Genomic DNA, 22,503 nt, shown 5'->3' on the forward strand with positions numbered 1-22,503 from the left:
CGCAAAAGACCTTCGAACACCTCGTGTCTCGGTATCCAAACCCACTTCATCTCACGATTCTGTACATCGGGCTCGGCCTCGCGTACATGGGATTAATAGACCGCGAGCGGGCCGTTCAGACGACCGTTCTCGCCTGGCCGCGGATCGTCACCGGCATCGCCCGGATGTCGAAAAACGCGGTCGACGTCGCGATGGTCGGCGTCGCGGTCGGTACGTCCGCCGTTGCCGGAGTCGGATTCGCCGGACCGTTCTGGGGGCTCGCTTTCGCGATCGGTGGCGGGGTCGCCGGCGGGACCCTCGCTCTGGTTTCCCAGCGATACGGCGCCGAAGCGTACGACGAACTCGGACTCGCGGTCCGCTCGAGCACCCTTTTCGTCGTCGCGATCACCCTTCCGGTTGCGGCCATCTTCTGGCTTTTTCCGTACGAATTCATCTCCCTACTCAGTAGCAACGAACGGGCGATCGAGCACGGCGGAACGTACCTGCAGGTCGTCGGTCTCGGGATCCCGTTTGCCGGACTCAACCTCGTCGGAAGTCGAACGCTCGTGGGTGCTGACGACGCGTACACCGCCATGCAAGTCCGAGCGGGTGGTGCCGTACTCAACATCGGCCTGAACGCGGTCTTCATCTTCGGCGTCGGGTGGGGTGTCGCCGGTGCGGCGCTCGGGACGGTCCTTTCGAACGTCGCGATCGCCGTCGTCTTCGCGATCGGAATCGCTCGCGGGCGATTCCCGAGGATCGGTGCGTTCCCGGTTCAGGTTGATCCGTTCGGAACGTACGTCGATCCCGAAACGCTTCGAGATATCACGCAGATCGGGCTACCCATCGGCGCTCGGAATCTCGTCTGGACCGTCGCCGAGTTCCCGATGTTCACGATCCTCGATATCTTCGGCGAAACAACGGTTGCCGCGTTCGTCATCGCTCGGCGGATCTGGGGGCTGATGAATACTCCGGGGTGGGGATTCGGATTGGCGTCCTCGAGTCTCGTCGGGCAGGCGCTCGGCCAGAACAACGAGCGATTGGCCGAAGCCTACGGCCGCGATATTATTCGGTTCTCGGTCGCTACGTACGCGGTCTCTGCGGTTCTCATCGCGGTGTTCGCCGAACAGATCGTCGTCCTCTTCGCGGACGATCCGACGAGCGCCGAAATTCCCCTCGCCACGAACCTCGTCTACGCGGCCTGCGTCGCCGTCCTCTTTCAGGGGGTGACGGCCGCCGCTGCCGGCCCGCTCGATGCGAGCGGCGATACCCGAATCCCCTTCGTGAGTCAATCTATCGGCGTCTTCGGCGGCGCTATTCCGTTGGCGTACCTCGGTGCGACGACGAGCCTCGGATATTGGGGACTCTACCTCTCGTTCCTCGCCGAGAAAAGCGTGCCCGCTGCGATCAACTACTGGCGGTTCCGGACGAACAAGTGGAAGTCGATCAGCGAGGAGTACCGCCCGGCAACGACTACTGCTGACGATTGATGGGAGTAGCGTATATTCTCGAGGCGACGAGATGGACGGAAAGTGATCGCAGTCTCGTCTTTCGTACGTTGATCGTCGTAGTAACAGTTTAGTTATCGTCGATTGTACGGCCCGTATGGAGTACATCTGTCCCCGTTGCACCGAACCCGTCACGCTAGGCCACCGCCCCTCGAGTTGTTCACACTGTGGCTACGTCCCGAATCAGGGCGCTGATTGATACGGATTGCTGTAACGATTTACCGGCGCAACCGCCGCCCGGATCGCGGTTGCGCCGGAGATGACTGACAGTAACCCGTATGAGTCGTCTACCCGACCAGAACTGTCAGTCGACCAGGAGCCGTCCAACCGATGCAATCGGTCGCATCCGGGCGGACGAACGGTCGAAAAGCGGGCTCCCCGATTGCCGTCGTACAAAGGCGACCGTCGGGTTAGTTTTTGCTGCAGACGAACGTCACCGGGCACGGCGCGGACAACAGTACCGTCTGGGCTGTCGATCCAAAGAGCGCCTTCCCGACCGGTGAACGGGTTCGACCGGCGACGACGACTCGATCCGCTTCGAGTTCCGTCGCTTGATCGACGATCATCTCTCCGTGTTCGCCGACCGAGCCTCGAATTTCGTACTCGATATCGGCCTCCTCGAAGCCGGCCGTAAAGTCCTGAATCCCTGCGTACCGGTCGGCTACGCTATCGGCGTCGATCGATTCGTCACTCGCGTCGAGATTGAGCTGTTCGAGAACATCGTCGTACTCGTCTTCCGTGAACACGTGCGAGAGGACGACCGTCGCGTCGGTCGGCTTTGCGACCTCGAGAACCGTCTCGAGGATCTCCTCGCCGCGATCGATATCGTTCGGTCCGACTGCTAACAGGATCGTTTCGAGCGTCATCGTCTCGGAGAGGGGTGGCCGCCTCCTTAACTGTACTGAAACCCTGATCTTCAGCTTGTTCACCCGCGTTACTCGAGCGTTCGGTGATCCCGAAAATACGGGTTGTTCACGCAGCGCCGATCGCCGATACCTCTCTCACGTTCGAGACCGTGAACACGGTAGCTCCGACCAGTATTGTGCTCCACACCCCGTCAGTCTCCGTTCCGGTCACACGATCTGGTATCCGCCATCGGCGTACAGCAGATGACCGGTAATATACGACGCATCGTCGGCGGCCAAAAACAGGTACGACCCTGCCATCTCTTCGGGCGAGCCCATTCGATCCATCGGGATCGCCGGCTCTCGTTTTTGTCCCTCTCCGACCGGCATTTCAACGTCGTCGTGGATAAACCGGTCATCGACGTGGCTCTCCGGTTCGGGATTTCCACTTCCAAAGGTGGTTTCGATGATTCCTGGCGCAACGGCGTTGACCCGTATATCGTGTCCGGCCAACTCGAGTGCAGCGACTCGAGTGAGCATCATGACAGCACCCTTCGAGGCGTCGTACATCGTGTGGCCGACCTGGGCGTACTCCGAACTGATCGAGGCTGTGTTGATGATCGAACCGGACTCCTCCCTCGCGAGCATGTCTCTGGCGGCCGCCCGACAACCGGCGAAGACGCCCCGAACGTTGATTCCGAAGACCTGATCGAACGATTCGACGTCGGTCTCGAGGAGCGATCCGTGCCGATAGATGCCGGCGTTGTTGACCATCACGTCGACGCCGCCGAACTCTCGAGCGGCCTCGACGACGGAGACGATGTCGGGCGGACTCGAGACGTCCGTTTCGACGAACGTCGCGCGGCCGCCGTCGTCTTCGATCGCTTCGGCCGTCGGAGCCGATTCGTCGGTTTCTTTTGGCTCCTCGCGGATGTCTGCGACGATAACTGTCGCGCCAGCATCACCGAATCGGCGGGAGACCTCTCGCCCGATTCCCGACGTTCCTCCCGTGACGATTACCGTCTCGTCCGTAAAGTCGTAGCTAACCTGACCCATACACTGTCTGTTTCGGTTCGTTATTTAGGTCTTCCGACGACATTACTGCCCTGTTAGCGGCGAGCTGTCGATTAAGTTTCAAAATTGCCTTCCCATTCTTAATCATCATTATCTTTCTGCCTCTCGTTCGAATTTCGTACCGTGCTTACCTCTTTCGCGTCTAATGACGCTTCGGCGTTTTGCACAATCGGACGTTTTACAATGCTGTTACTGTTTATATAATTCACATTAGAACTCTCCTCTCGTCCTCTGCGTTCCGCATCGTCCGTTAGTTCCGATATGTCTCCTCCTTTTCCTTTCTATGGAAGACGTATCGAAAGCGGATTAGCTCTATTAACAATGTTTCACGAGTTTAATACTTACTGTTTCTCCCCGCTGAACCTCTCTCGTTGCGGGCGCTGGTGCAGTGTCTATCCTTTAGTAGTGTAATAGAACGACGATATGAGTAGTTACTTCTTCAGGCTCTTGGCTCGACCGGTACCCGTTCGCCGCGTCGCGCCGACTCGTAGGCCGCCTCGGTGAGTGCCGTCGCCTGAAGTGCGTTTTCGGCCGTGGCGGGTGGCTCGGTCCCGTTTCGAACGGCCCGGACGAACGCGTCGACCTTTTCGTACGACGAAAGTTCACCCTCGAGCGACGTCCGAACGTCCCCCGTCGAGTCGGTTATCGTCACTTCCCGGTCGGTCCAGCCGGCTCCCTCGAGCAGACAGCGGCCGCCGTCGCCGCGGACGGCGATTCGCTCGGAGACGTCGGACGAATCTCCGGAGACGGTGATGTTCGCGATGGTCCCGCCCGCAAACCGCACCGCGAGTGCCGCTTGTACGTCTATCCGCGTATCCTCGTAGAATTCCATCTCCGCGCTGACGTGGGTCGGAACGTCCTCGAGCATCCAGATGATCGCGTCGAGGAGGTGGCTCCCGCTGTCGTAGAGTTGACCGCCGCCGCTCAGTTCGACGTTCGCTCGCCAGGTCCCAGCGACGTCTTGAATCCAGTCCTGCGTCAGTTCGGCGGTTACGACCTTTGGCTCCACGCCGCCACTCGAGATCGCATCCCTGATCGCGACATACGCCGGATTCACGTGACGCTGATAGCCCACCATCAACACCTGTTCGTCCGTCTCCGCTCGCCGAGCGAGATCTCGCGCTCGGTCGAGCCCCGGCGTGAACGGTTTCTCACAGAAGACGTGGAGATCCCGTTCGAGCGCGGCGATCGTGTGCTCGTAGTGGAGTTCGTGGGGCGAACTGATCTGGACGGCATCGAGATCCTCCTCCTCGAGCATCGCTTCGTGGTCTTCGTACTGGCGCGTCCTGTCGACCTCGAGCGTTTCTCCGGCCCGCGTCCGATTGGCCGTCGTGATGTCCGTGATCGCGGTGACCGCAGCGTCGGGGTGGTCGTGGAACTGTTCTGCGACGTGCGTTCCCCAGCCGCCGGTGCCGATAATTCCAGTTCGAAGGTGCGCTGGCATAGCTCACTAGTCGGGGTCCAGTTTGAAAAGCGATTTCGGTCGTTTCGGTACGTGATACGATCGCCGCTTCCAGCGCTTACCGCCTCTCCCTCTGCCGTATTGTACTCTCCGCTGTCGCGTCCTTCCTCGAGCAAACCGAACGTATTTGTTCGTTGCTGAGTAAATAGTGCCAATGACGACCCGTGTTACCGTCTGGAACGAGTACCGCCACGAGCGAGAGAACGACGTCGTCGCGGATATCTATCCCGACGGTATCCACGAAACGATTGCCGACGCGCTGGAGGACGATTTCACCGTCGAAACGGCGACGCTCGACGAACCCGAACACGGTCTCACGGAGGACGTACTCGAGGAGACGGACGTGCTCACGTGGTGGGGCCACGCCGCCCACGACGAAGTCGAGGACGAAATCGTCGACCGAGTTCACGACCACGTTCTCGACGGGATGGGCTTGCTCGTCATGCACTCGGGACACTACTCGAAGATTTTCAAGCGGTTGATGGGGACGACCTGTTCGCTGAAGTGGCGCGAAGCCGCCGAAACGGAGCGGCTCTGGGTCGTCGAACCGAGCCATCCGATCGCCGACGGCCTCGAGGAGTACATCGAGGTCCCCGAAGCGGAAATGTACGGCGAGCGGTTCGATATCCCTCGGCCGGACACGCTGGTGTTCAACTCCTGGTTCGAGGGCGGCGAGGTGTTCCGTTCGGGTTGTTGCTACACGCGAGGTGCGGGCCGAATCTTCTACTTCAGGCCGGGCCACGAGACGTATCCGGTTTATCACCAGCCCGAGATCAGGCAGGTGCTCCGGAACGCGGTCGAGTGGCTCGACTCGAGCAGCGAAACCCATCGCACGTTCGGCAACGCCGATCCGATCGAGGAAATCGATACGAGCGACGATCGCTCGGTCCATTAGCGATCGTTCGCCCTGCCGGTTCGGTAATTTCGGTCACCACAGTGGGAGAAACGGACCCGAATTCGACCATCTGTCGTATACAGTTGCCCAAAAATGTTACAGCCATAGCTATGTAATCCTCTCCGACGGTTCCATTCGGAGTGGCGCTCACACGGCTCGTACGGACGACATACAGTCAGAGCGGACGGACCCGCCCGTTCGGCCTATTTTGGGGGGGTGACGGGAGCTTCCTGAATTGACGACTCCGATTCGTTCATCACGACCGGCAGTCCGTTCTCGCTCGAGCGGTAGATGCCGTCGATGATACGCTGGACAGTCAACGCCTGTTCGACGTTGTCTTCGGCCGTTTCTCCTGCCGCGATGGCGCTAAAGAACACCTCCTGCTCGTCGCCGTGAGTGTCGTTCTCGGGAGTTCGAATCGTCGTGTCTTCGAACTGATTCGGTCCGGTCGACCGGACGGAGTGAACGGAGAGTTCGTTCTCGAGTAGATCGAATCGTGCGGCGGCGTCGGTTCCTCGGACGACGAACTCGTGGGTGGACGGCCGGTTGGTCGCCCAGGCCGTCTCGAGGCTGATCGTTCGGTTCTCGCTACAGCGGATGAACGCGCTCGTTGAATCGTCGACATCGAACCCCTCGGGACCGACGTCTTCGCCCCACATTTCCAGATAGGAGTAGTCCTCGCGGGGGCCAAATTCGGATCTGGTCACGCCGGAGACGGCGTTGATTTCGGGGTAGCCAAGAATGTGTAGCGAGAGGTCGATGGCGTGGACGCCCAGATCGATGAGCGATCCACCACCGGAGGTGTCCTTTCGCGTGAACCACGACCCTCGTCCGGGAATTCCCCGGCGTCGGACGTAGTTCGCCTCGACGTGGGTTATTCGTCCGAACTCGCCGCGTTCGATTCGATCTCTGATGATCTGGACGGCGTTCAAAAACCGGTTGTTGAACCCGACCATACAGTTCCCGTTCGAGTCGGCCGCGGCGGCTGCGATGCGTTCTGCGCTTTCGAGGTCGTGTGCGAGCGGTTTCTCGAGGAGGACGTGGAGATCCCGCTCAAGCGCGTCGACGGCGTACTCTTCGTGGAATCTGTTCGGGGTCGTGATCACGACAACGTCGACGTCGTCGTAAAGTTCCTGATGATTCTCGTAGACGGCGCTTTCGTATCGCTGTCCAAATCGTTCGCGCGCATCCGCGGAGACGTCCATTCCGCCGACTAGCGAAACGCCCAATTTCTCGAGGCGCTGGGCGTGGTGTTCTCCGATGTTTCCGAGTCCGACGATACCGGTTCGAATCTGTGTGTAGTTAGTACTCATTGATAGAGACGTTCGCAGTTGTTTCGACGCGAGTCAGCGCTGCCGGGACCGACGCGTTGACGTGTGATGTTGCGACGGTCGATGCGGTGATGGAAGCTGTTCCGATGCCCGACGTGTTGACGGACGATGTTGAGACGACTGCCGATGTGACGAGCGATTTCGTAGCGACGCGCCCAGTAGTGACTGGCGGCGTCGATCCGCACTTCACCGTCGAAATCGTTTTCTGCCCCATCGTATCAGTATAGCTGTCGTTCTTTCTCTTCGCGTTCCTGATCCTGTTCGTCCGCTTCGGCGAGCGTTCGCCGTCCCCGTCGGTACTGCTTGAATCCCGGAATGAACCTGTTCTTCAGGTCGCTTGCGAACGAGACGATCCCGTATATCCAGAAGAAAAACAGGACGAGAAATCCGCCGTAGTAGACGACGGGAATGAGGCTACTCATCGGCACCACCGACGGCGGGTTCGCGCTGTTTTTGCGCTGCTCCCGGTAGCACCTCGATACCGTGGGTGAGCGCCTCCCCGGACGCGCCGTCGAAGAGGTGGATCTTCGACCGATCGAGGGCGACGGTTACGCCTTCGTTTGCTTCGATCTCGAGGTCCGGTTCGACGCTCAGGAGGAGTTGATTGGACGACGCGCCCATTCCTCCGTCATCCGTCGACGCAGCCGTTTCGCTCTCGAGGTCGAGGTAGACGAAGATTTCGTCGCCCATCGGCTCGAGCACGTCCGTCGTCGCTTCGATCGGGGCCGTCTCGTCGTCGGCCGATTGGCCGATGTCCGAGAGGTAGACGTCTTCGGGTCTGATCCCCATCGTGACGTTGTCACCGGGAATGACTCCGGGGAGGTCTTCGGACTCGAACTCGAGGTTGAAGGTATCCGTCTCGAGTCCGGCCGCGGTGAGTCGCCCGTCGATGAAGTTCATCGACGGCGAGCCGATAAACCCGGCGACGAACAGGTTCGCGGGCTGATTGTAACAGACAAGCGGCGGATCGATCTGCTGGAGCGAGCCGCTGTTGATGACGGCGATTCGATCCGACATCGTCATCGCCTCGGCCTGATCGTGCGTGACGTAGACGATGGTCGTGTCCAGCTCCTGGTGGAGCCGCTGGAGTTCCGTTCGCATGTGAACCCGGAGCTTCGCGTCCAGGTTCGCGAGCGGTTCGTCCATGAGGAACACCGACGGCTCCCGGACGATCGCCCGCGCGATCGCGACCCGCTGGCGCTGTCCGCCGGACATTTCCTCGGGCATCCGGTCTCCCATTCCCTCGAGTTGGACGACGTCGGTCGCGTGTTCGACGCGCCGGTCGATTTCGTCCGTCTCGTAATCTCGGAGTCGAAGCCCGAACGAGATATTGTCGTAGACGTCCATGTGCGGGAACAACGCGATGTTCTGGAAGACCATCGCGACCCCGCGATCCTTCGGCGGGAGCGTCGTTACGTCCGTTTCGCCGATCCGGATCGTTCCGTCGGTCGGTTTCGTGAGCCCGGCGATCGATTCCATCGTCGTCGACTTTCCACAGCCGGAGGGGCCGACGAGACAGACGAACTCTCCGTCTTCGATCTCGAGGTTCATCTCGTCGACCGCGACGACGTCTTCGTAGCGTTTCGTGACGTCCTGTAGCGTTACTCGTGCCATATGTTCTGTCGTACCATGATTTTGATTACTCTTTGAGTGCTCCTGCGGTGAGTCCGCTGACGATCCGCTCCTGGGCGAGGATCACGATGATCACCACGGGGATAACCCCGATAATGCTCGCCGCCGCCATCAGGTTGAAATCCGTGGTGTACTGGTCCTGATAGCTCAGGATTCCGCCGACCAGTGGCGACCACTGTTCGGGCTGGTTCTGAAGGGACATGATCGAACTGAAGAAGTACTCATTGTACACCGAGATGAACGTCAACACCGCTGCCGTCGCGATTCCGGGCGCAGACAACGGCATGATTACTCGGAACAACGCGCCCAGTCTGGTCGTCCCCTCGACTCGAGCGGCGTCCTCTAACCCGTCCGGAATCTGCGCGTAGAACGTCGTCAGGATGAAGATGGCCAGCGGCAAGAACAGCGCGCTAAAGGGCATGATCATCGATCCCGGCGTGTTGACGAGCCGCGGCGCCGAGATGAGTTCCCACCCGACGAACGGAACCACGATCGCGTTCCCGAGGAAGGCGTCGAACAACGGAACCAAGAACGCCGCGGGCGGGAAGTACGAAACCACCAGCACGGCGAGCATCAGCGGTCCACGTCCGGGGAAATCCAGCCGTCCAAAGACGTATCCCGCGAGGCTCGCGATGGCCAGGACGATGATCGTCGTCGTCGTCGCGAGCACGAAGCTGTTGAACACGTAGAGGTGGAACGGGACCTGCTGGAACACCTCGACGAACGCGTGGACGTTGAATCCCTGCGGATGCGGGAACGGAATCTCGGTTCCAACGAACGGGATCGGAACGCCCCAGTCCCCGCCGATAATCTGGCTGTTCGGCGTCAGCGCGAGGACGAGCAGCCAGTAGAAGGGAAACAGTGTGGTTACGAGGAAAAACCCGGCCGCCACGTAGAACAGCAACTTGTAGAGCCGATCACGTTTGTCCGTGTTCGTGACGAGGCTCTGGGCCCAGCGCTCGAGCGGCCCCCCTTCGGGTTCGCTCGACGACTGGTCCGTCGTCTCCTGTTCGGTCGACGAGTGATCTGTCGTTGCCATGTTAGAGACCCTCCTTGTACTGTTGGTAGATGACGACCGTAACGAGCAGTCCGATGAGGGCCGCCGTTACGAACGCGATCGCCGAGGCGAGCCCGCGGCTGTTGTTGAACGTCATGACGACCATACACGAGAGCGACGGGACGGTCGAACAGCCCGATACGGAGTCGATGAGTCCGTAGACGCGCATCGCGTCGATCGTTCGAAAGAGGATCGCGATTCCGAGCGCCGGAAGAACCAGCGGGAGCGTGATCAGCTTGAACTGCTGCCAGCGACTCGCGCCGGCGACTCGAGCGACCTCGTAGAGGTTCCGATCGATGCTCTGGAGGCCCGCGAGGATGAGCAGGGCCATGAACGCCGTCGTCTTCCAGATGTCGGCGACGGTGATGATCAACAACGAACTCGCCGGATCGTTGAGCGTGTTATTCTGGGCGAGGATGCCGAGGGGGCCCAGGTAATCGACGAGAAACCCCGTATCCGGATGGAACATCAGGTAGAAGATCATCCCCTGGATAACGATGGGAATCGCCCACGGGATGATGATCGCGGCCCGAACCCATCGTCGGCCTCGAAAGTCCTGATCCAACACGAGCGCCTGGCCGAACCCGATTATCGTCTCGAAGAAGACGCTCACGACGGTGAACAGGAGCGTGACGATGAGTGCGCTCCTCAGGAGCCCCTCGATGTGAACGAACGGGAAGCTCCCGCTCGTGCTCACCCCGCCCGGAAGGAACGTCGTCGTTCCCGGTAAGTTCGCGTCCGCCTCCCCGGTGAACAACTGGACGTAATTTTCGAGGCCGACGAACTCCGGATCGCTGAGAACGTTCGTGTAAAGCGACAGCTCGAACGTCCGCAACAGCGGATACAGCGCGATGGTCCCGAGCACGAGAAACACCGGTGTCAACAGGAAGTAGGCGAACCCCGTTTCGCCGAGGTTCTCCATCCACCGGACGATTCTCACGAGCGGGCCCGTCCGCTGCGATTCTCGAGCGGGACCGCTCGGTTGGTTGTCTGTGCTCATCGTTACGATTCGGTATCTTCGAGACTATCCTGGAGGTCCGCGGCGGCGTCTTCCGGACTCTTCTCGCCGGCGACCGCCTGATTCACTTCTTCGGCGATGACGCCCGCCTGATTCGTCCACTCGCTCGTCGACGGGCGCGCCATCGCGTTCTCGCCGGCAACCCGAAGCGTATCCATGTAATCGCCGATCGGCTCGGCGTCCTCCACTTCTTCCGTCTCGAACAGGTGCGGCTTCGGAGGGATCCAGCCCCAGAGTTCGAACAGGCCCAAGTTGAGGTCGTCGGCCATCGCCGCTCGCATCACCTCGAGCGCTTCCGCTTTGCGCTCGGAGTTCGGGTTAAGGACGACGTGCCAGCCGCCGAGCGCGGAGGTCGTTCCGCCCGCTCCGGGTTGGGCCGCGTCTTCTTCGGAGACGGCGTAGGGCATCGGCATCGCGCCGTAATCGTCCGCGGAAACGCCGTTCTCGTCGTCCTCGATCGTATCCACGATCGCGTACGGCCAGTTGCGTTGCATGGCGGCGTCGCCGCCGGCGATCGCTTCCCGGGCGTCTTCTTCCTCCCACGACGTGATCGACGATGTGGCCAGTCCGGTCGGATACTCCTCGAGGGTGTCCTCGTCGTGTTCGTCGGCGACGAACGTCCGCATCATGGCGAGCGCCTCGATGAACTCGTCCTCGTCGACCGTTACGGGTCGGTCGCCGACCGGCCCGAGGAGGTTCTCCTCGCCGCCGAAGTACGCGCCGCCGAAGGAGGTCATCACTTCGTTCCACGTACAGCAGGCGGTTCCCTCGTAGGTTTCCCACTGCGTCGCCAGGCCGTACTCCGCGTCGGAGTTGTCGACGATATTTTCGGTGATATCGGCCCACTCCTCCCAGGTCATCGGTTCGGTCGCCCACTCCTCGAAGTCTTCGTCGTCGTAGCCGGCGTCTCGAGCGTAGTCCTTGCGATACTGCATCGTCGCGTAGTCCGGGAACAACGGTAGCCCGTAGAGGTCGCCGCTGTCCGGGTCTCGAGCGGTCTCGGTGAACGCCTCGAAATACTCGTCTTCGATTCGCTCGAGTTCGTCGTCGTCGAGTTCGTCGCTGAGGTTGGCGATGTCGCCTCGTTCGATGAACGTGTTAACCCAGCCGTTGTCCATCAGGAACAGATCTGGTTCCGTCTCTTCTGCCTGGAGGAGGTTCGTGTAGGTGTCGCGTCGGTCGCCGGTGTCGCTGTCTCCCGGTTGGAGTTCGATTTCGGTGTCCTCGTCGACGCCGTTTTCGTAGAAGAGATCGAGTATTTCTTCGCCGACGGCATCCTCCGCGTCCGGGTCGAAGCCGAACGTAACCCCGTCCGTGCTTGCACTGCCCCCGTAGATACAGCCTGCGAGGCCGACCGAGGCTCCGGTTGCTCCCGCCGCCCCCGCCGCTTTGACCAGTGTTCGCCGCGAAACGCCCGGTTCGTTTGTGCTTGTTCCCTGTGAGCCGTTATCAGGCATGAGCGAATGTCTCGATTGTAAGTATTTATAATTAGCGGATAAGTTACAACGGGTGTAGTCAATGACCGGGAGTTGCGCGATAATTGCCGCTCCCGTCCGCGAGAGGCGTTACATATCCGTTCGGTCAGGAGCGTGCAATCGCGAAAATGTGGCGTTCGTCTGCGGTATTCACCAGCCGACGGAGCCGCTTCAAAATCGTTTGTCGCGGCTGTCCGTAACTCGAGCAGCGTCGGCGCGGATTACTCAGCGGTATCGACGCGCACTACTCGGGCGGTTCGATCGTTATTCGCGTCGCTTCGATATCCTCGAGCAGGGCCGACCAGCCGCCGACGGTGTACGTTCCCTGGTCGGTCTCGAGACTGATCGAAACCTTCCCCGCGAGCTGGGAGACGGGCGCTTCCTGGTCGTCACTTGCGTTTATTCCGGCATAGGTCGCGTCTGTTATGGTGCCGTCCAACGTCACTTCCCGGCCCGTGTCGGTTTCGAAGCCGTGAACGATCGCTTCGATGTGGGTCCCCTCCCTGAGAAGCGGGTCGATGTCCCTGACACACTGGCGCATGTCGACGTAGGTAATGGGTTCTCCGTCGTGTTGTTCCGAGTAAATCGACTCGTGGAACTCCCAGAGACCGGTGAGAAAGTACCAGTGGAAGACGTACGCGTACGTCAGGTCGTTGACGATGATGCTGTACTGATCCGTGGCCCGTCCGTGGGGTGAGAAACAGGCCCACGACCGATCGATCAGCGCGACGAACGGCGAGGGGAGCTTCCGGTACCGCGCTTCCGTACACGTCGTTTCGAACACGTCGTCCGAGGGAAGCGACGCCCCCTCGTCCATCGTCGACAGACAGACCTTGACGTTCACGCCTCGCTGGTAGGCGTCTTCGAGCGCGTCCGAGAGTTCGTCGAACTGGCCGATCGTCAACGCGACCTTCACCTGGTCCTCCGCCGATCGGATCAGTTCGTCCGTCTGTGCCAACACCGTATCGAGGCGCTTGACGATGCTCACCTTGTGATCCTCGAGGTCGGGTCGGCTCCAGCGCTCCTCGATTTCGTCGGCGGCCGTGTTGAACTGGTCGGCTCGCGACCGCAGGTCCGAGAGTACCTCGCTCGGATCGTGTGCCCGCGCGTGAAGGCTGTCCTGCTCGTAGGTTTCGATGTAGCCGTCTTCCTCGAGATCCCGCAACACGTCGTAGATCCGCGCGTCCGGCACCGAACTCGCCTTCGCGATATCGGTGGCCGACGCCGATCCGCGTTCGAGCAGCGTGACGAACGCGTCGGCCTGATACGGAGAGAGCCCCGCATCCTCGAGCGTGTCGGCCAAATTGTCGCCGTTCATGGTGTATACGTACGTGGTTTCAGTTCACACACCTCAACTTGTCGGAACTCGATCCGGCGCCCGATCACCGGTCTTTCCCCGCCGGCGGCCAAACAGGCCGCTTCGGCGCTTCGATCCGTTCGATTTCCTCGTCGGTGAGCGAAACCTCGAGCGCTCCGACGTTCTCCTCGAGGTGGTCCATTCGGCGCGGGCCGATGATCGGAGCGTCGACGAGGTCCTTGTGGCAGAGCCAAGCGATGCTGATCTGTGCGGGCGTCTTTCCCTTCTCGTTTGCAATCTCGGAAATCGCGTCGAGCACCTCCCAGTTTTCGTCGGTAAATCGCGCCTGCGTGTACTCGTCAGTCGCCGCTCTGTTGTCCCCGTCCGGTTCGATGTCGCGGTCGTACTTCCCAGTCAGAAACCCGCCGGCGAGGGGCGACCACGGAATCACGCCGATGTCCTGATCCGCACAGATCGGCAGCAGGTTCCGCTCTTCGTGGCGATCGACGGCGTTGTACTCCGGTTGAAGACACGTGAACCGTTCGTAGTCCTCGATATCCGCGGTGTACAACGCCTTCGAAAACTGCCAGCTTGCCATCGTACTCGCACCGACGTACCGAACGAGATCCTCCTCGATCAGGTAATCCAGTGCCGAGAGCGTCTCTTCTATCGGCGTTTGGTCGTCCCAGCGGTGGATCTGGTAAAGGTCGATATAGTCGGTTCCGAGACGCTCGAGACTCGCTTCGCACTGATCCAGAATATGCTTTCGAGACAATCCCTGCTTGTTCGGTCCCTCGCCCATCCGCGAGTAGACCTTCGTCGCGATAACGAGTTCGTCCCGTTCGTAGCCGTCGATCGCTCGACCGACTATCTCCTCGCTTTCACCGTACGAGTACACGTTCGCCGTGTCGAAGAAATTGATCCCCAGTTCGCGGGCCCGATCGATGATTTCGCGACTCCGCTCCTCGTCGTCGATCATCCACGTCGCGTCGCTGCCGAAGTTCATACAGCCGAGACAGAGCCGTGATACCTCGAGGCCGGTCGAGCCGAGTCTCGTATACTCCATTTGAGTGCTACTCGTTCGTCGTCGTATATAACGCTGGTGCGGAGTCGGGGTATCGTGAACCGATGTCGTCGATTTGCTCTCGAGGAGATCGCAATTCCTCCTTCTCGCGGACACTACATTCAAGCGAGTGGGCCGAGAACGGACGAGCGATGACCGATCCGATGGAGCGCGTTCACCGTCCCGAACACGTCGGCGAGAATCGGTGCTGGCCGTGTACGATCGCAAACTCCGGTATTCTCGCCCTCGTCGTCGCGATACTCACAGTGCGTCGCCGTCTCTTTGTGGCCGCGGCTCTCGCCGTGACCGGCATTGTAGCGATCGTCTTTAGAGGGTATCTAATCCCCTATACGCCCCGGTTCGCACCTCGACTCGTCGCCGGGCTTCCGGGAGATCCGTTCGGTCACGACCGGGCGGGCTCGCTTGCCGATACGCAGGATTCGACCCCGTCGAACTCGAACGGAACGGACGGAGTTGGCGACGCCGCGGAGGCGTCCGCACCGAGCGGTGAGGATATCATCGCTGCGTTGCTCGAATCCGGCGTCGTCGTTCCCGACGGTGAAGAGTTCGTTCTCGAGGACTCGTTTCGACGCGAGTGGCGCGGGGAGATCGAACAGCTTCGCGAGCGCTCGCTCGAGGAACTCGCGGTCGTCGCGGATGCCCTTACCTCCCAGCCGATCGAGACGCGCATCGAACGGACGTGGGGTCGGCCTGCCGTCGTCCTCGAGGGTCCTGACGGGATCGTCTCGTTGCACGAACCCGTCGCACTCGCGGAACTCGGCGCGGCACGCGCGCTCGAGCCTCGTCTGGACGATGCGCCAATCCGCCTCGTAGCGGGTCGTCCCCTGCGCCCGTTCCTTCGCGAGTGTCCGCGCTGTGACGGCGAGTTGACCGTTACCCAGCGTGCCTGTTGTGGAGCGGTGACGCCGATCGGATCGTCGCCCGCGGAAAAGCTCGTTTGCCGATCTTGTGAGACAACCCTCTTTACGTACGAATAACGACGCACGGGCAAATACCGACGCTGTTGGTACATCGTGATCGACGCGGCCGTTGTGGTCGGTTCATCGGACGAGAACCGTCTAGTTAGATTTTAACCAGCGGCAGGCCAACCACCTCGTATGGTAACCAACGAATCCGTTACGGATCGCCTGGTGGAAAGCGGTGTCATCGCCGTCCTTCGTGGCATCGACGACGAACAGATCGTTCCCGTCGCTCGAGCGATTCACGACGCCGGCGTCAACGGAATCGAGGTCACGGCCGATGGCGACCGAGTGCGCGAAAAGATCGCCGCGGTCGACGAGGAACTGTCGGACACCGACGCGGTCATCGGCGCGGGAACCGTCCTGGACGCCCCGACCGCACAGTCCGTGATCGACGCGGGCGCAAAGTTCGTCCTCGCACCGGACGTCAACACCGACGTCATCACCACGTGCAACCGTCACGGCGTCGTCTCGGTTCCGGGCGTCATGACGCCGACGGAAGCCGTCACCGCTGTCGAGGCGGGTGCGGATATCCTGAAGATGTTCCCGGCGACGACGGTCGGTCCGGGCCACATCAGTGCGATTCAGGGGCCGCTCGGTGACCTGCCGATCGTTCCGACCGGCGGCGTCTCGACCGACAACGTGGCCGACTTCTTCGACGCTGGGGCGCTCGCAGTCGGTGCCGGAAGCGCTATCGTCGACTACGACGCGATCGAGGCCGGAGATATGGACCAGGTCCGGGAGACGGCCGAAGAGTTCGTCGCAGCCGTCGACGCGGCGCGCTAACCGAACGCAAGTGCGTAATCGCCCACTGGATGGTCGTATCGCGACTCGAGCCGACCGGACGAACTCGGTAGTATGAACTTCGGGTGGGAAATATCCCGAGAACGGAGTCTCGAATCCGCTGAGAACCGCTCGCAATCCGTTCTGCAACTCGCTGCGATCGCCGCAGGGAAAAAATTAATTACGTCTATTGATAATATCGAGATATGACACTCGACGTCGGCGTACTCGGCTATCGGTTCATGGGTAAAGCACACTCGAACGCGCTCGAGCGACTCCCGATGTTCTTCCCCGACGCGCCGGATATCGAACGAAACGTGCTCGTCGGTCGGAACGAATCCGAACTCTCGGATGCCGCCGAACAGTTCGGATTCGACTCGATTTCGACCGATTGGGAGGAGGTCGTCGACGACGTCGACGTCTTCTACAATCTCGGTCCGAACCACGTTCACGCCGAGCCCTCGATCGCTGCCCTCGAGGCTGGAACCGCCGTCTTCTGTGAGAAACCTCTCGCGCCGACTCTGGAGGAGGCAGAACGGATGGCCGAGGCGTCGCGCGAGGCCGGCGACGACGTTCCCGCCGGCTGCGCCTTCAACTATCGATTCGTCCCCGCGATTCAGTACGCAAAGGGTTTACTCGAGGCCGGCGAACTCGGAGAAATCCGCCACGTTCGCGGGCGTTACCTTCAGGATTGGCTGGTCGATTCCGATGCGCCGTGGTCGTGGCGAAACGACGAAGAGATGGCCGGTTCCGGAGCCCTCGGCGATCTGGGCGCGCACACCGTCGATCTTCTGCAGTTTCTCGTCGGCGACATTACCCGCCTGAGCGGCCACCTTCGAACGTTCGTCGACGAGCGACCGGTAGAAGGATCCGACGAAACGCGCCCGGTCACCGTCGACGACGCCTACTCCGCACAGGTCGAGTTCGACGGCGGAGCCATGGGCACGCTCGAGGCGTCCCGGTACGCGACGGGCCACAAGAACGATCACACGATCGAAATCGAGGGTTCGAAGGGAAGCCTTCGCTTCTCGCTCGAGCGCCTGAACGAACTCGAGGTGTGTCTGGAGCACAACCGCGGCTACGAGACGGTGCTGGTGACCGACGAGGACGATCCGTACCTCGATCACTGGTGGCCGCCGGGACACGTCCTCGGCTGGGAGCACACCTTCGTTCACGAGAACTACGAGTTCCTCTCGGCGGTCGAAGCCGGTGAGCCGTTCGAACCGAGCTTCGAAACCGGACTGTCCGTCCAGCGCGTGCTCTCCGCTATTCAGGACAGCGACGAGCGGGGCGAGTGGGTCGACCTCGAGTAATTCGCTGGATTTTCACTGTCGCCGTCAAATCTCGAGCCCGCCTCCGTTCGCTTTCGGGTTTCGGCTCCGCTTTCGGTCCCTCCGTAACGCATTACTCACCCCCGCGTGAACTCAGGGTATGTCACACGAGGTGGTCGTTGCCGGTGAGACGTTGATCGATTTTCTACCCGAACGGCCGGGCCCGCTCTCGACTGTCGACGGATTCGATCGCAGACCGGGCGGAGCACCCGCGAACGTCGCGGTCGCGCTCGCTCGACTCGAGTCGACGCCGCTGTTCTGGACGCGAGTGGGAGACGACCCGTTCGGCAGATATCTCGAGACGACGCTTACGGAACACGGACTTCCCGCCGACTACATCGAACGAGACCCGGAGGCGAAGACGACACTCGCGTTCGTCACGCACGACAAAACGGGTGATCGTTCGTTCTCGTTTTACCGAGAGGACACGGCGGATACCCGATTCGAATCCGGCACCGTCGACGATTCGACCCTCGCGTCGGCCGAGTGGGTTCACGTCGGCGGTGTCGCGCTCTCGAGTGGCTCCTCTCGAGGTGCGATGCGTACCTTGATCGAGCGGTCTTCCAACCACGGTTGTACGGTCTCGTTCGACCCGAACGCGAGGCGTGAACTCTGGCCGGACGAGGAAACGTTCAGACGGGTTACCAGGGAGGTACTCACCGATGTCGACGTACTCAAAGCGACCAGAGAGGAACTCGAGCAACTCGGATTCGAGGGGGAGTCGGTCGAACGCGTCGCCCGAAACGCGCTCGAGGTCGGTCCGCACACGGTTTTACTCACTCGCGGGAGCGACGGAGCCGTCGCCGTTACCGGTCCGGAGTCCCCCTGGTCGGGACCTGCGAGCCATCCCGGATACGAGGTCGACGTGACCGATACGACGGGTGCCGGAGACGCCTTCGTCGCAGGCGCAATCGCCGGATTGAACGACGGGCGGGGACTCGAGGACACGCTCGAGTTCGCCAACGCGGTGGCAGCGACGACGACGACGGCTACGGGGCCGATGACGGCGCTCCCGGATCTGGCGGCCGTCGACTCGGTCGTTGGCGAGGATGGACTCGAAAAAATCGATTGACCGATACTTGGGCTCGATTTCTCGATATCGTGCCCCTTCTCTCATATGATGTATTTAGATATGATTGAACGAAACTCACAATATTCCGGTGGGAGATACGACTGGTGGACGAGAATAACCACTGCCGAAGGGACGGATTAGCGTTTTTGTTTTACAATAACCAAGTGAGGTCTGGGGAATTTATGACGATCATTTTATATTCACAGCTATTCCTTCTGTCGGTCAATTATCTCCCTTTTCCCGATCTCGAAATAGCATTGCCGATTTCGCTCGTTCCGAGCTGCTCTTCCCGATTGTGCTCGATACTGTTGTATTACTTGCTCACACAGAACAATACTATAGCGATTACCCTCTAATAGACAGCTTCGTCCTTGACTGAATAGCGATCTCGTCTGATTCCGACTGATCGTCGCTCCCGCGCGTCGAACTACTCTCGGACAAGAATATCGACCTCGACGACGTTTCCGGCTTCGACGTCGGTGCGTTCGAGCAACTGGAGGAACTGCGTTTCGTCGTCGCCGCCGAGCACGCGGGCGAGGACCGTTCGTTCGCTCCGATCGAGCGCTGCCTCTATTTCGGTGAGCCGCTCTCGAATCTCCGCCTGAACAGTCTCCGGGGATTCGGCAACCTCCCCCTCTGTCGTGGCGGGTTCCCCCTCCGTCCGATCGGCGACTTCCGAACTCGTTTCTTTCTCGAGTCGTTCTACGGACTGACTCGCGGCTTCTTCATCCGAGACGTACGTGTGATATCTCTCCGGCGGCTCTCGAGAAAAGGCTTCCTCGAGCGCGTCGATATCCACGCCTTCGGCTTCGATATCGATCTCTCCTCTCCCGACGGTGGAGAGTTCGCCGTTTGTCGGAATTGAGGACTCTCGAACTGCTTGCCACTGGTTCCTTCGGATCTGTTTCGCAGCTTTCTCGCTAATCCATTGAGGTGCCTGCCACTCCCCGCTATCGTAGAGTCGGTACCGTTCCGAATCGTTGGTTCCCCACGTAAAACAGTGATCGAACCGGCGCTGTAACTGCTTCAACCTGTACCCTGATGCGTGTTTGATGACGACTTCTTTGGGTGCGAGCCGTTCCACTAACGCGTCGATCGTCGTCGGATTCGGGTGATTGCTACACTCGTAACTGTACGTCGTACAGCGCCCGTCGGATACGCCGCTTTGTTCGTTTGCTGACAGCTGAACGAACACCCCATCAGGATCTGGTTTAATCGTTCGAAAGAGTCGTCTCGTACTTCCTCTCTCGGGTGTATTCGGTCCCGAGATGGTTATCCCTCCGTGCTCGAGCACCTCCGTCGGCGATTCGAATACGTCGTACGCATCGACTCCGGGCGCGTCTATCCCGAGCGATTGGTACAATTTCGCCGCTTGGCCGACGATAGAGACGGGTATCCGTCGGTCGAGCGCGTCGATGGTGGTTCCCAAAAGCGCCGCGTAACGAACGCCGGTCAGCGAACTACAGGCGACGACCACCCGCGACCCGGCCGACGCTCGCTCGAGGACCGTTCGAATCGATTCGTTGCGAACCGTCGTCGGCGAGTCGCTCGTCGCGACGTTTACCAGCACGGTGTCGATTTCGAACGGATACTCCGTCGGCAATCCAGCGTAGCCTGCACAGGGACGTGTCGTGAAATCGCCGGTCACAAGGATGTGCTGTTCGGTGTCCAACTCCCGGGCTGACTCGCTTTCGTCACGAAACCGAAGCAGGAATCCCGACGCACCGGGTGCGTGTCCCGCCGGTACCGGTCGAACCTCCAACGCGTTGAGGATCGAAGTCCACGTCGTTATCGGTTCGATCGCCTCGAGTGCGTTCTGGACGTTTCCCAGATCGTTATCCTTCTGCGCTTCCGGGAGTGCGTGTTCGAGAATCGTCGCCGTGCTCGGAGCGGTATAGATCGGCGCGCTGTGTGTGGTGTTCTTTGCGAGGGTCCGATAGTGATCGATGTGGGCGTGAGTGAGGAGAATGGCATTTAGATACTCGTCTTCATCGAGTAGCGAGTCAATATCGACCTCGGCTCCAGAATCGATAAGGACACATGCTCGAGTCCCGTCGTCCGCAGTAAACCGGAGCAACGAAGACTCGTTACCGCCCCTGACGTTAGCGTGTTGATAGGATACTCGCATCGGCTTTTGATACTGATCGACGCTCTCAATATTTAAATAATGGTAATTTCGATTGGCAATTCAATCTAATCGCTGTTTGAGTGGTATCTGGTATATCATGACATGCATCAGCTCATTCTGGAACCTAATATCCAAATATATATTACAAACTTCGATAACACCTTAGTATGACTTGTTCCCATCTCTTCGATCCTGACGGTATCGCCGTTATCGGCGCGTCGAAAACGCCCGGAAAACTCGGCAACGACGCGATGACGAATATCGAATCGTACGACGGAACGGTGTACCCGGTCAATCCCTCGAGTTCCGGGACGGTCTATGGCTACGAGTTCGTCGATTCCGTTCACGAGACGGACGCTGATCTCGCGCTCTGTTGTGTGCCGGGTCCCGTACTGCCAGAAGTTATCGAAGAATGCGGTGAGGCTGGCATCGAAGCGGCGGTCATCTTCGCGGGTGGCTTTGCGGAAGTCGATTCGGAGGGTGAGCGGTTAGAAGGGACGATAACCGAACTCGCGGCTGAGTACGATATCACGTTACTCGGCCCGAACACGGCGGGATACGTTCTTCCACACCTCGACCTCTACGGGTCGTTCGTTCCGCGGATTCGGGAGGTCGAAGCGGGTAACGTCGGTATTCTTGCACAGAGTGGCGGCGTCGGCGTTACGGCTGCGTTCCAACTCGAGCGAGAGGGGTACGGCGTCTCCGCGATGTTCGGTCTCGGCAATCGTGCGAACACCGGTTTCGCGGAACTCATTCCGGCCCTCGACGAGGATCCGAATACGGATGCGATCGCGCTTCACATCGAGGGGACGGAAGACATCGACGGATTCCTCGAGGCGTGTAAAGCAGCGGATACGCCCATCGTCGCGTTCAAAGTCGGCAGATCCGACGTTGAGGACTTCGTTCAGTCTCACACCGCAGCACCGACTCAAGCGACCGCTCGGTACGAGAACGAACTCGCCGGCCACGGGGTAACGATAGTTTCCTCGCTAACGGAACTGATCGACGTGAGTCGCGTCCTGGCCGACACACCGGTTCCCGACGGGAAAAACGTCGGCGTCGTCACGGCTCAGGCGGGGCCCGGAATTATCGTCGCCGATGCCCTCAAGCAGGCTGGAATCGACTTCCCAGATCTGTCGGTGGAAACCCAGGAAACTGTCGATGATCTACTACACGGTATCACCTATACCGAAAACCCAGTCGATACCGGCCGTCCGATGCCCGAGTTCGGCGCCGTCGTCGAGGCCGTCGCTCGAGACGATAACGTCGATATCGTGCTCGTCTACGAGATTTACGAGGATTCGCTCGGCTACCCCGTCGAAGAACTCGAGAACCTTACCGATGAAGTGGACAAACCAGTTCTGTTCACGATCGCTGGTCCGAACGAGGCGCTCGCGGCCGAACGCGAAGCGATGGAAGATGTAGGCGTCCCGACGTTTCAGTCGCCGGAACGCGGTGCCGATGCGGTTGCGGCGCTGGTCGACTCGGTATCGGATGAGTCCGAAACCGAAACACGTACAGTAGAAACGCCGATCTGAGAACGGTCATCGTCTGCCCGTTTTCGACCGTGAGG

20 protein-coding genes are annotated in these 22,503 nt (G+C 60.2%); 8 read left to right on the top strand and 12 right to left on the bottom strand.

The annotated features are described in order from the left end of the window. The first annotated feature begins 23 nt into the window (after positions 1-23). Positions 24-1,469 (top strand): MATE family efflux transporter, encoded by a 1,446-nt coding sequence (locus ACZ5C7_RS01035; RefSeq protein WP_464374540.1) that lies wholly within the window; start codon positions 24-26, stop codon positions 1,467-1,469. Between the two features lie 428 nt (positions 1,470-1,897). Here ACZ5C7_RS01035 and ACZ5C7_RS01040 read toward each other — a convergent pair whose 3' ends face one another. From ACZ5C7_RS01040 to ACZ5C7_RS01050, 3 genes are all read right to left on the bottom strand, one after another. Then, positions 1,898-2,353, bottom strand: coding sequence for a universal stress protein (locus ACZ5C7_RS01040; RefSeq protein WP_464374541.1), 456 nt, complete (start codon positions 2,351-2,353; stop codon positions 1,898-1,900). A 207-nt stretch (positions 2,354-2,560) separates the two neighbouring features. After that, on the bottom strand, positions 2,561-3,388 hold the full coding sequence (locus ACZ5C7_RS01045) for an SDR family NAD(P)-dependent oxidoreductase (RefSeq protein WP_464374542.1): 828 nt from the start codon (positions 3,386-3,388) through the stop codon (positions 2,561-2,563). Between the two features lie 457 nt (positions 3,389-3,845). Then, on the bottom strand, positions 3,846-4,850 hold the full coding sequence (locus ACZ5C7_RS01050) for a Gfo/Idh/MocA family protein (RefSeq protein WP_464374543.1): 1,005 nt from the start codon (positions 4,848-4,850) through the stop codon (positions 3,846-3,848). Positions 4,851-5,022: 172 nt separating this feature from the next. Here ACZ5C7_RS01050 and ACZ5C7_RS01055 point away from each other — a divergent pair, with 172 nt between their 5' ends. Beyond that, positions 5,023-5,763: a ThuA domain-containing protein gene (locus ACZ5C7_RS01055; RefSeq protein WP_464374544.1), complete on the top strand. Its 741-nt coding sequence runs from the start codon at positions 5,023-5,025 to the stop codon at positions 5,761-5,763. 203 nt (positions 5,764-5,966) lie between these two features. Here ACZ5C7_RS01055 and ACZ5C7_RS01060 read toward each other — a convergent pair whose 3' ends face one another. After that, positions 5,967-7,076: a Gfo/Idh/MocA family protein gene (locus tag ACZ5C7_RS01060; protein WP_464374545.1), complete on the bottom strand. Its 1,110-nt coding sequence runs from the start codon at positions 7,074-7,076 to the stop codon at positions 5,967-5,969. Here ACZ5C7_RS01060 and ACZ5C7_RS01065 point away from each other — a divergent pair. Further along, a complete protein-coding gene (locus ACZ5C7_RS01065) occupies positions 7,076-7,321 on the top strand; it encodes a hypothetical protein (RefSeq protein WP_464374546.1) in 246 nt (81 codons plus the stop codon). The genes ACZ5C7_RS01060 and ACZ5C7_RS01065 overlap by 1 nt on opposite strands. On the opposite strand, the gene ACZ5C7_RS01070 is transcribed toward ACZ5C7_RS01065, so the two are convergent. From ACZ5C7_RS01070 to ACZ5C7_RS01100, 7 genes are all read right to left on the bottom strand, one after another. Next, entirely contained in the window at positions 7,313-7,516 is a 204-nt protein-coding gene (locus ACZ5C7_RS01070; RefSeq protein ID WP_464374547.1) for a hypothetical protein, read from the bottom strand. The genes ACZ5C7_RS01065 and ACZ5C7_RS01070 overlap by 9 nt on opposite strands. After that, on the bottom strand, positions 7,509-8,708 hold the full coding sequence (locus tag ACZ5C7_RS01075) for an ABC transporter ATP-binding protein (protein ID WP_464374548.1): 1,200 nt from the start codon (positions 8,706-8,708) through the stop codon (positions 7,509-7,511). The genes ACZ5C7_RS01070 and ACZ5C7_RS01075 overlap by 8 nt, the downstream gene beginning before the upstream one ends. Positions 8,709-8,733: 25 nt before the next feature. Further along, positions 8,734-9,765 carry a carbohydrate ABC transporter permease gene (locus tag ACZ5C7_RS01080; RefSeq protein WP_464374549.1) on the bottom strand — a complete coding sequence of 344 codons (1,032 nt, stop codon included), beginning with the start codon at positions 9,763-9,765 and terminating at the stop codon, positions 8,734-8,736. Between the two features lies 1 nt (position 9,766). Continuing rightward, positions 9,767-10,783 carry a carbohydrate ABC transporter permease gene (locus ACZ5C7_RS01085; RefSeq protein WP_464374550.1) on the bottom strand — a complete coding sequence of 339 codons (1,017 nt, stop codon included), beginning with the start codon at positions 10,781-10,783 and terminating at the stop codon, positions 9,767-9,769. A 2-nt stretch (positions 10,784-10,785) separates the two neighbouring features. Then, positions 10,786-12,258, bottom strand: a complete 1,473-nt coding sequence (locus tag ACZ5C7_RS01090; protein WP_464374551.1) for an extracellular solute-binding protein — start codon at positions 12,256-12,258, stop codon at positions 10,786-10,788. 262 nt (positions 12,259-12,520) lie between these two features. Further along, positions 12,521-13,594, bottom strand: a complete 1,074-nt coding sequence (locus ACZ5C7_RS01095) for a TrmB family transcriptional regulator (protein ID WP_464374552.1) — start codon at positions 13,592-13,594, stop codon at positions 12,521-12,523. Positions 13,595-13,658: 64 nt separating this feature from the next. Further along, positions 13,659-14,639, bottom strand: coding sequence for an aldo/keto reductase (locus ACZ5C7_RS01100; protein ID WP_464374553.1), 981 nt, complete (start codon positions 14,637-14,639; stop codon positions 13,659-13,661). A gap of 149 nt (positions 14,640-14,788) precedes the next feature. On the opposite strand from ACZ5C7_RS01100, the gene ACZ5C7_RS01105 reads away from it, so the two are divergent. The 4 genes from ACZ5C7_RS01105 to ACZ5C7_RS01120 all read left to right on the top strand — a co-directional run bounded on the left by ACZ5C7_RS01105 (position 14,789) and on the right by ACZ5C7_RS01120 (position 18,802). Continuing rightward, positions 14,789-15,634: a DUF8054 domain-containing protein gene (locus tag ACZ5C7_RS01105; protein ID WP_464374554.1), complete on the top strand. Its 846-nt coding sequence runs from the start codon at positions 14,789-14,791 to the stop codon at positions 15,632-15,634. A gap of 120 nt (positions 15,635-15,754) precedes the next feature. Then, complete coding sequence (locus ACZ5C7_RS01110; protein ID WP_464374555.1) at positions 15,755-16,402, top strand: bifunctional 4-hydroxy-2-oxoglutarate aldolase/2-dehydro-3-deoxy-phosphogluconate aldolase; 648 nt, start codon at positions 15,755-15,757, stop codon at positions 16,400-16,402. A gap of 203 nt (positions 16,403-16,605) precedes the next feature. Next, on the top strand, positions 16,606-17,712 hold the full coding sequence (locus ACZ5C7_RS01115) for a Gfo/Idh/MocA family protein (protein WP_464374556.1): 1,107 nt from the start codon (positions 16,606-16,608) through the stop codon (positions 17,710-17,712). Positions 17,713-17,830: 118 nt separating this feature from the next. Then, positions 17,831-18,802, top strand: coding sequence for a carbohydrate kinase family protein (locus ACZ5C7_RS01120; protein WP_464374557.1), 972 nt, complete (start codon positions 17,831-17,833; stop codon positions 18,800-18,802). A gap of 427 nt (positions 18,803-19,229) precedes the next feature. Here the strand turns inward: ACZ5C7_RS01120 and ACZ5C7_RS01125 are convergent, their stop codons facing one another. Beyond that, entirely contained in the window at positions 19,230-20,930 is a 1,701-nt protein-coding gene (locus tag ACZ5C7_RS01125) for an MBL fold metallo-hydrolase (RefSeq protein ID WP_464374558.1), read from the bottom strand. A 167-nt stretch (positions 20,931-21,097) separates the two neighbouring features. Between ACZ5C7_RS01125 and ACZ5C7_RS01130 the strand changes: the two genes are divergently transcribed. Then, positions 21,098-22,468 (top strand): CoA-binding protein, encoded by a 1,371-nt coding sequence (locus ACZ5C7_RS01130; protein ID WP_464374559.1) that lies wholly within the window; start codon positions 21,098-21,100, stop codon positions 22,466-22,468. The last annotated feature ends 35 nt before the right edge of the window (positions 22,469-22,503 follow it).

It is taken from the genome of Halostagnicola alkaliphila, assembly GCF_055379965.1.

What these genes read in the sequence shown, in the direction of transcription:
- ACZ5C7_RS01040 (WP_464374541.1), bottom strand. Translation starts at nt 2,353, where the DNA reads ATGACGCTCGAAACGATCCTGTTAGCAGTCGGACCGAACGATATCGAT.
- ACZ5C7_RS01045 (WP_464374542.1), bottom strand. Translation starts at nt 3,388, where the DNA reads ATGGGTCAGGTTAGCTACGACTTTACGGACGAGACGGTAATCGTCACG.
- ACZ5C7_RS01050 (WP_464374543.1), bottom strand. Translation starts at nt 4,850, where the DNA reads ATGCCAGCGCACCTTCGAACTGGAATTATCGGCACCGGCGGCTGGGGA.
- ACZ5C7_RS01055 (WP_464374544.1), top strand. Translation starts at nt 5,023, where the DNA reads ATGACGACCCGTGTTACCGTCTGGAACGAGTACCGCCACGAGCGAGAG.
- ACZ5C7_RS01060 (WP_464374545.1), bottom strand. Translation starts at nt 7,076, where the DNA reads ATGAGTACTAACTACACACAGATTCGAACCGGTATCGTCGGACTCGGA.
- ACZ5C7_RS01070 (WP_464374547.1), bottom strand. Translation starts at nt 7,516, where the DNA reads ATGAGTAGCCTCATTCCCGTCGTCTACTACGGCGGATTTCTCGTCCTG.
- ACZ5C7_RS01075 (WP_464374548.1), bottom strand. Translation starts at nt 8,708, where the DNA reads ATGGCACGAGTAACGCTACAGGACGTCACGAAACGCTACGAAGACGTC.
- ACZ5C7_RS01080 (WP_464374549.1), bottom strand. Translation starts at nt 9,765, where the DNA reads ATGGCAACGACAGATCACTCGTCGACCGAACAGGAGACGACGGACCAG.
- ACZ5C7_RS01085 (WP_464374550.1), bottom strand. Translation starts at nt 10,783, where the DNA reads ATGAGCACAGACAACCAACCGAGCGGTCCCGCTCGAGAATCGCAGCGG.
- ACZ5C7_RS01090 (WP_464374551.1), bottom strand. Translation starts at nt 12,258, where the DNA reads ATGCCTGATAACGGCTCACAGGGAACAAGCACAAACGAACCGGGCGTT.
- ACZ5C7_RS01095 (WP_464374552.1), bottom strand. Translation starts at nt 13,594, where the DNA reads ATGAACGGCGACAATTTGGCCGACACGCTCGAGGATGCGGGGCTCTCT.
- ACZ5C7_RS01100 (WP_464374553.1), bottom strand. Translation starts at nt 14,639, where the DNA reads ATGGAGTATACGAGACTCGGCTCGACCGGCCTCGAGGTATCACGGCTC.
- ACZ5C7_RS01105 (WP_464374554.1), top strand. Translation starts at nt 14,789, where the DNA reads ATGACCGATCCGATGGAGCGCGTTCACCGTCCCGAACACGTCGGCGAG.
- ACZ5C7_RS01110 (WP_464374555.1), top strand. Translation starts at nt 15,755, where the DNA reads ATGGTAACCAACGAATCCGTTACGGATCGCCTGGTGGAAAGCGGTGTC.
- ACZ5C7_RS01115 (WP_464374556.1), top strand. Translation starts at nt 16,606, where the DNA reads ATGACACTCGACGTCGGCGTACTCGGCTATCGGTTCATGGGTAAAGCA.
- ACZ5C7_RS01120 (WP_464374557.1), top strand. Translation starts at nt 17,831, where the DNA reads ATGTCACACGAGGTGGTCGTTGCCGGTGAGACGTTGATCGATTTTCTA.
- ACZ5C7_RS01125 (WP_464374558.1), bottom strand. Translation starts at nt 20,930, where the DNA reads ATGCGAGTATCCTATCAACACGCTAACGTCAGGGGCGGTAACGAGTCT.
- ACZ5C7_RS01130 (WP_464374559.1), top strand. Translation starts at nt 21,098, where the DNA reads ATGACTTGTTCCCATCTCTTCGATCCTGACGGTATCGCCGTTATCGGC.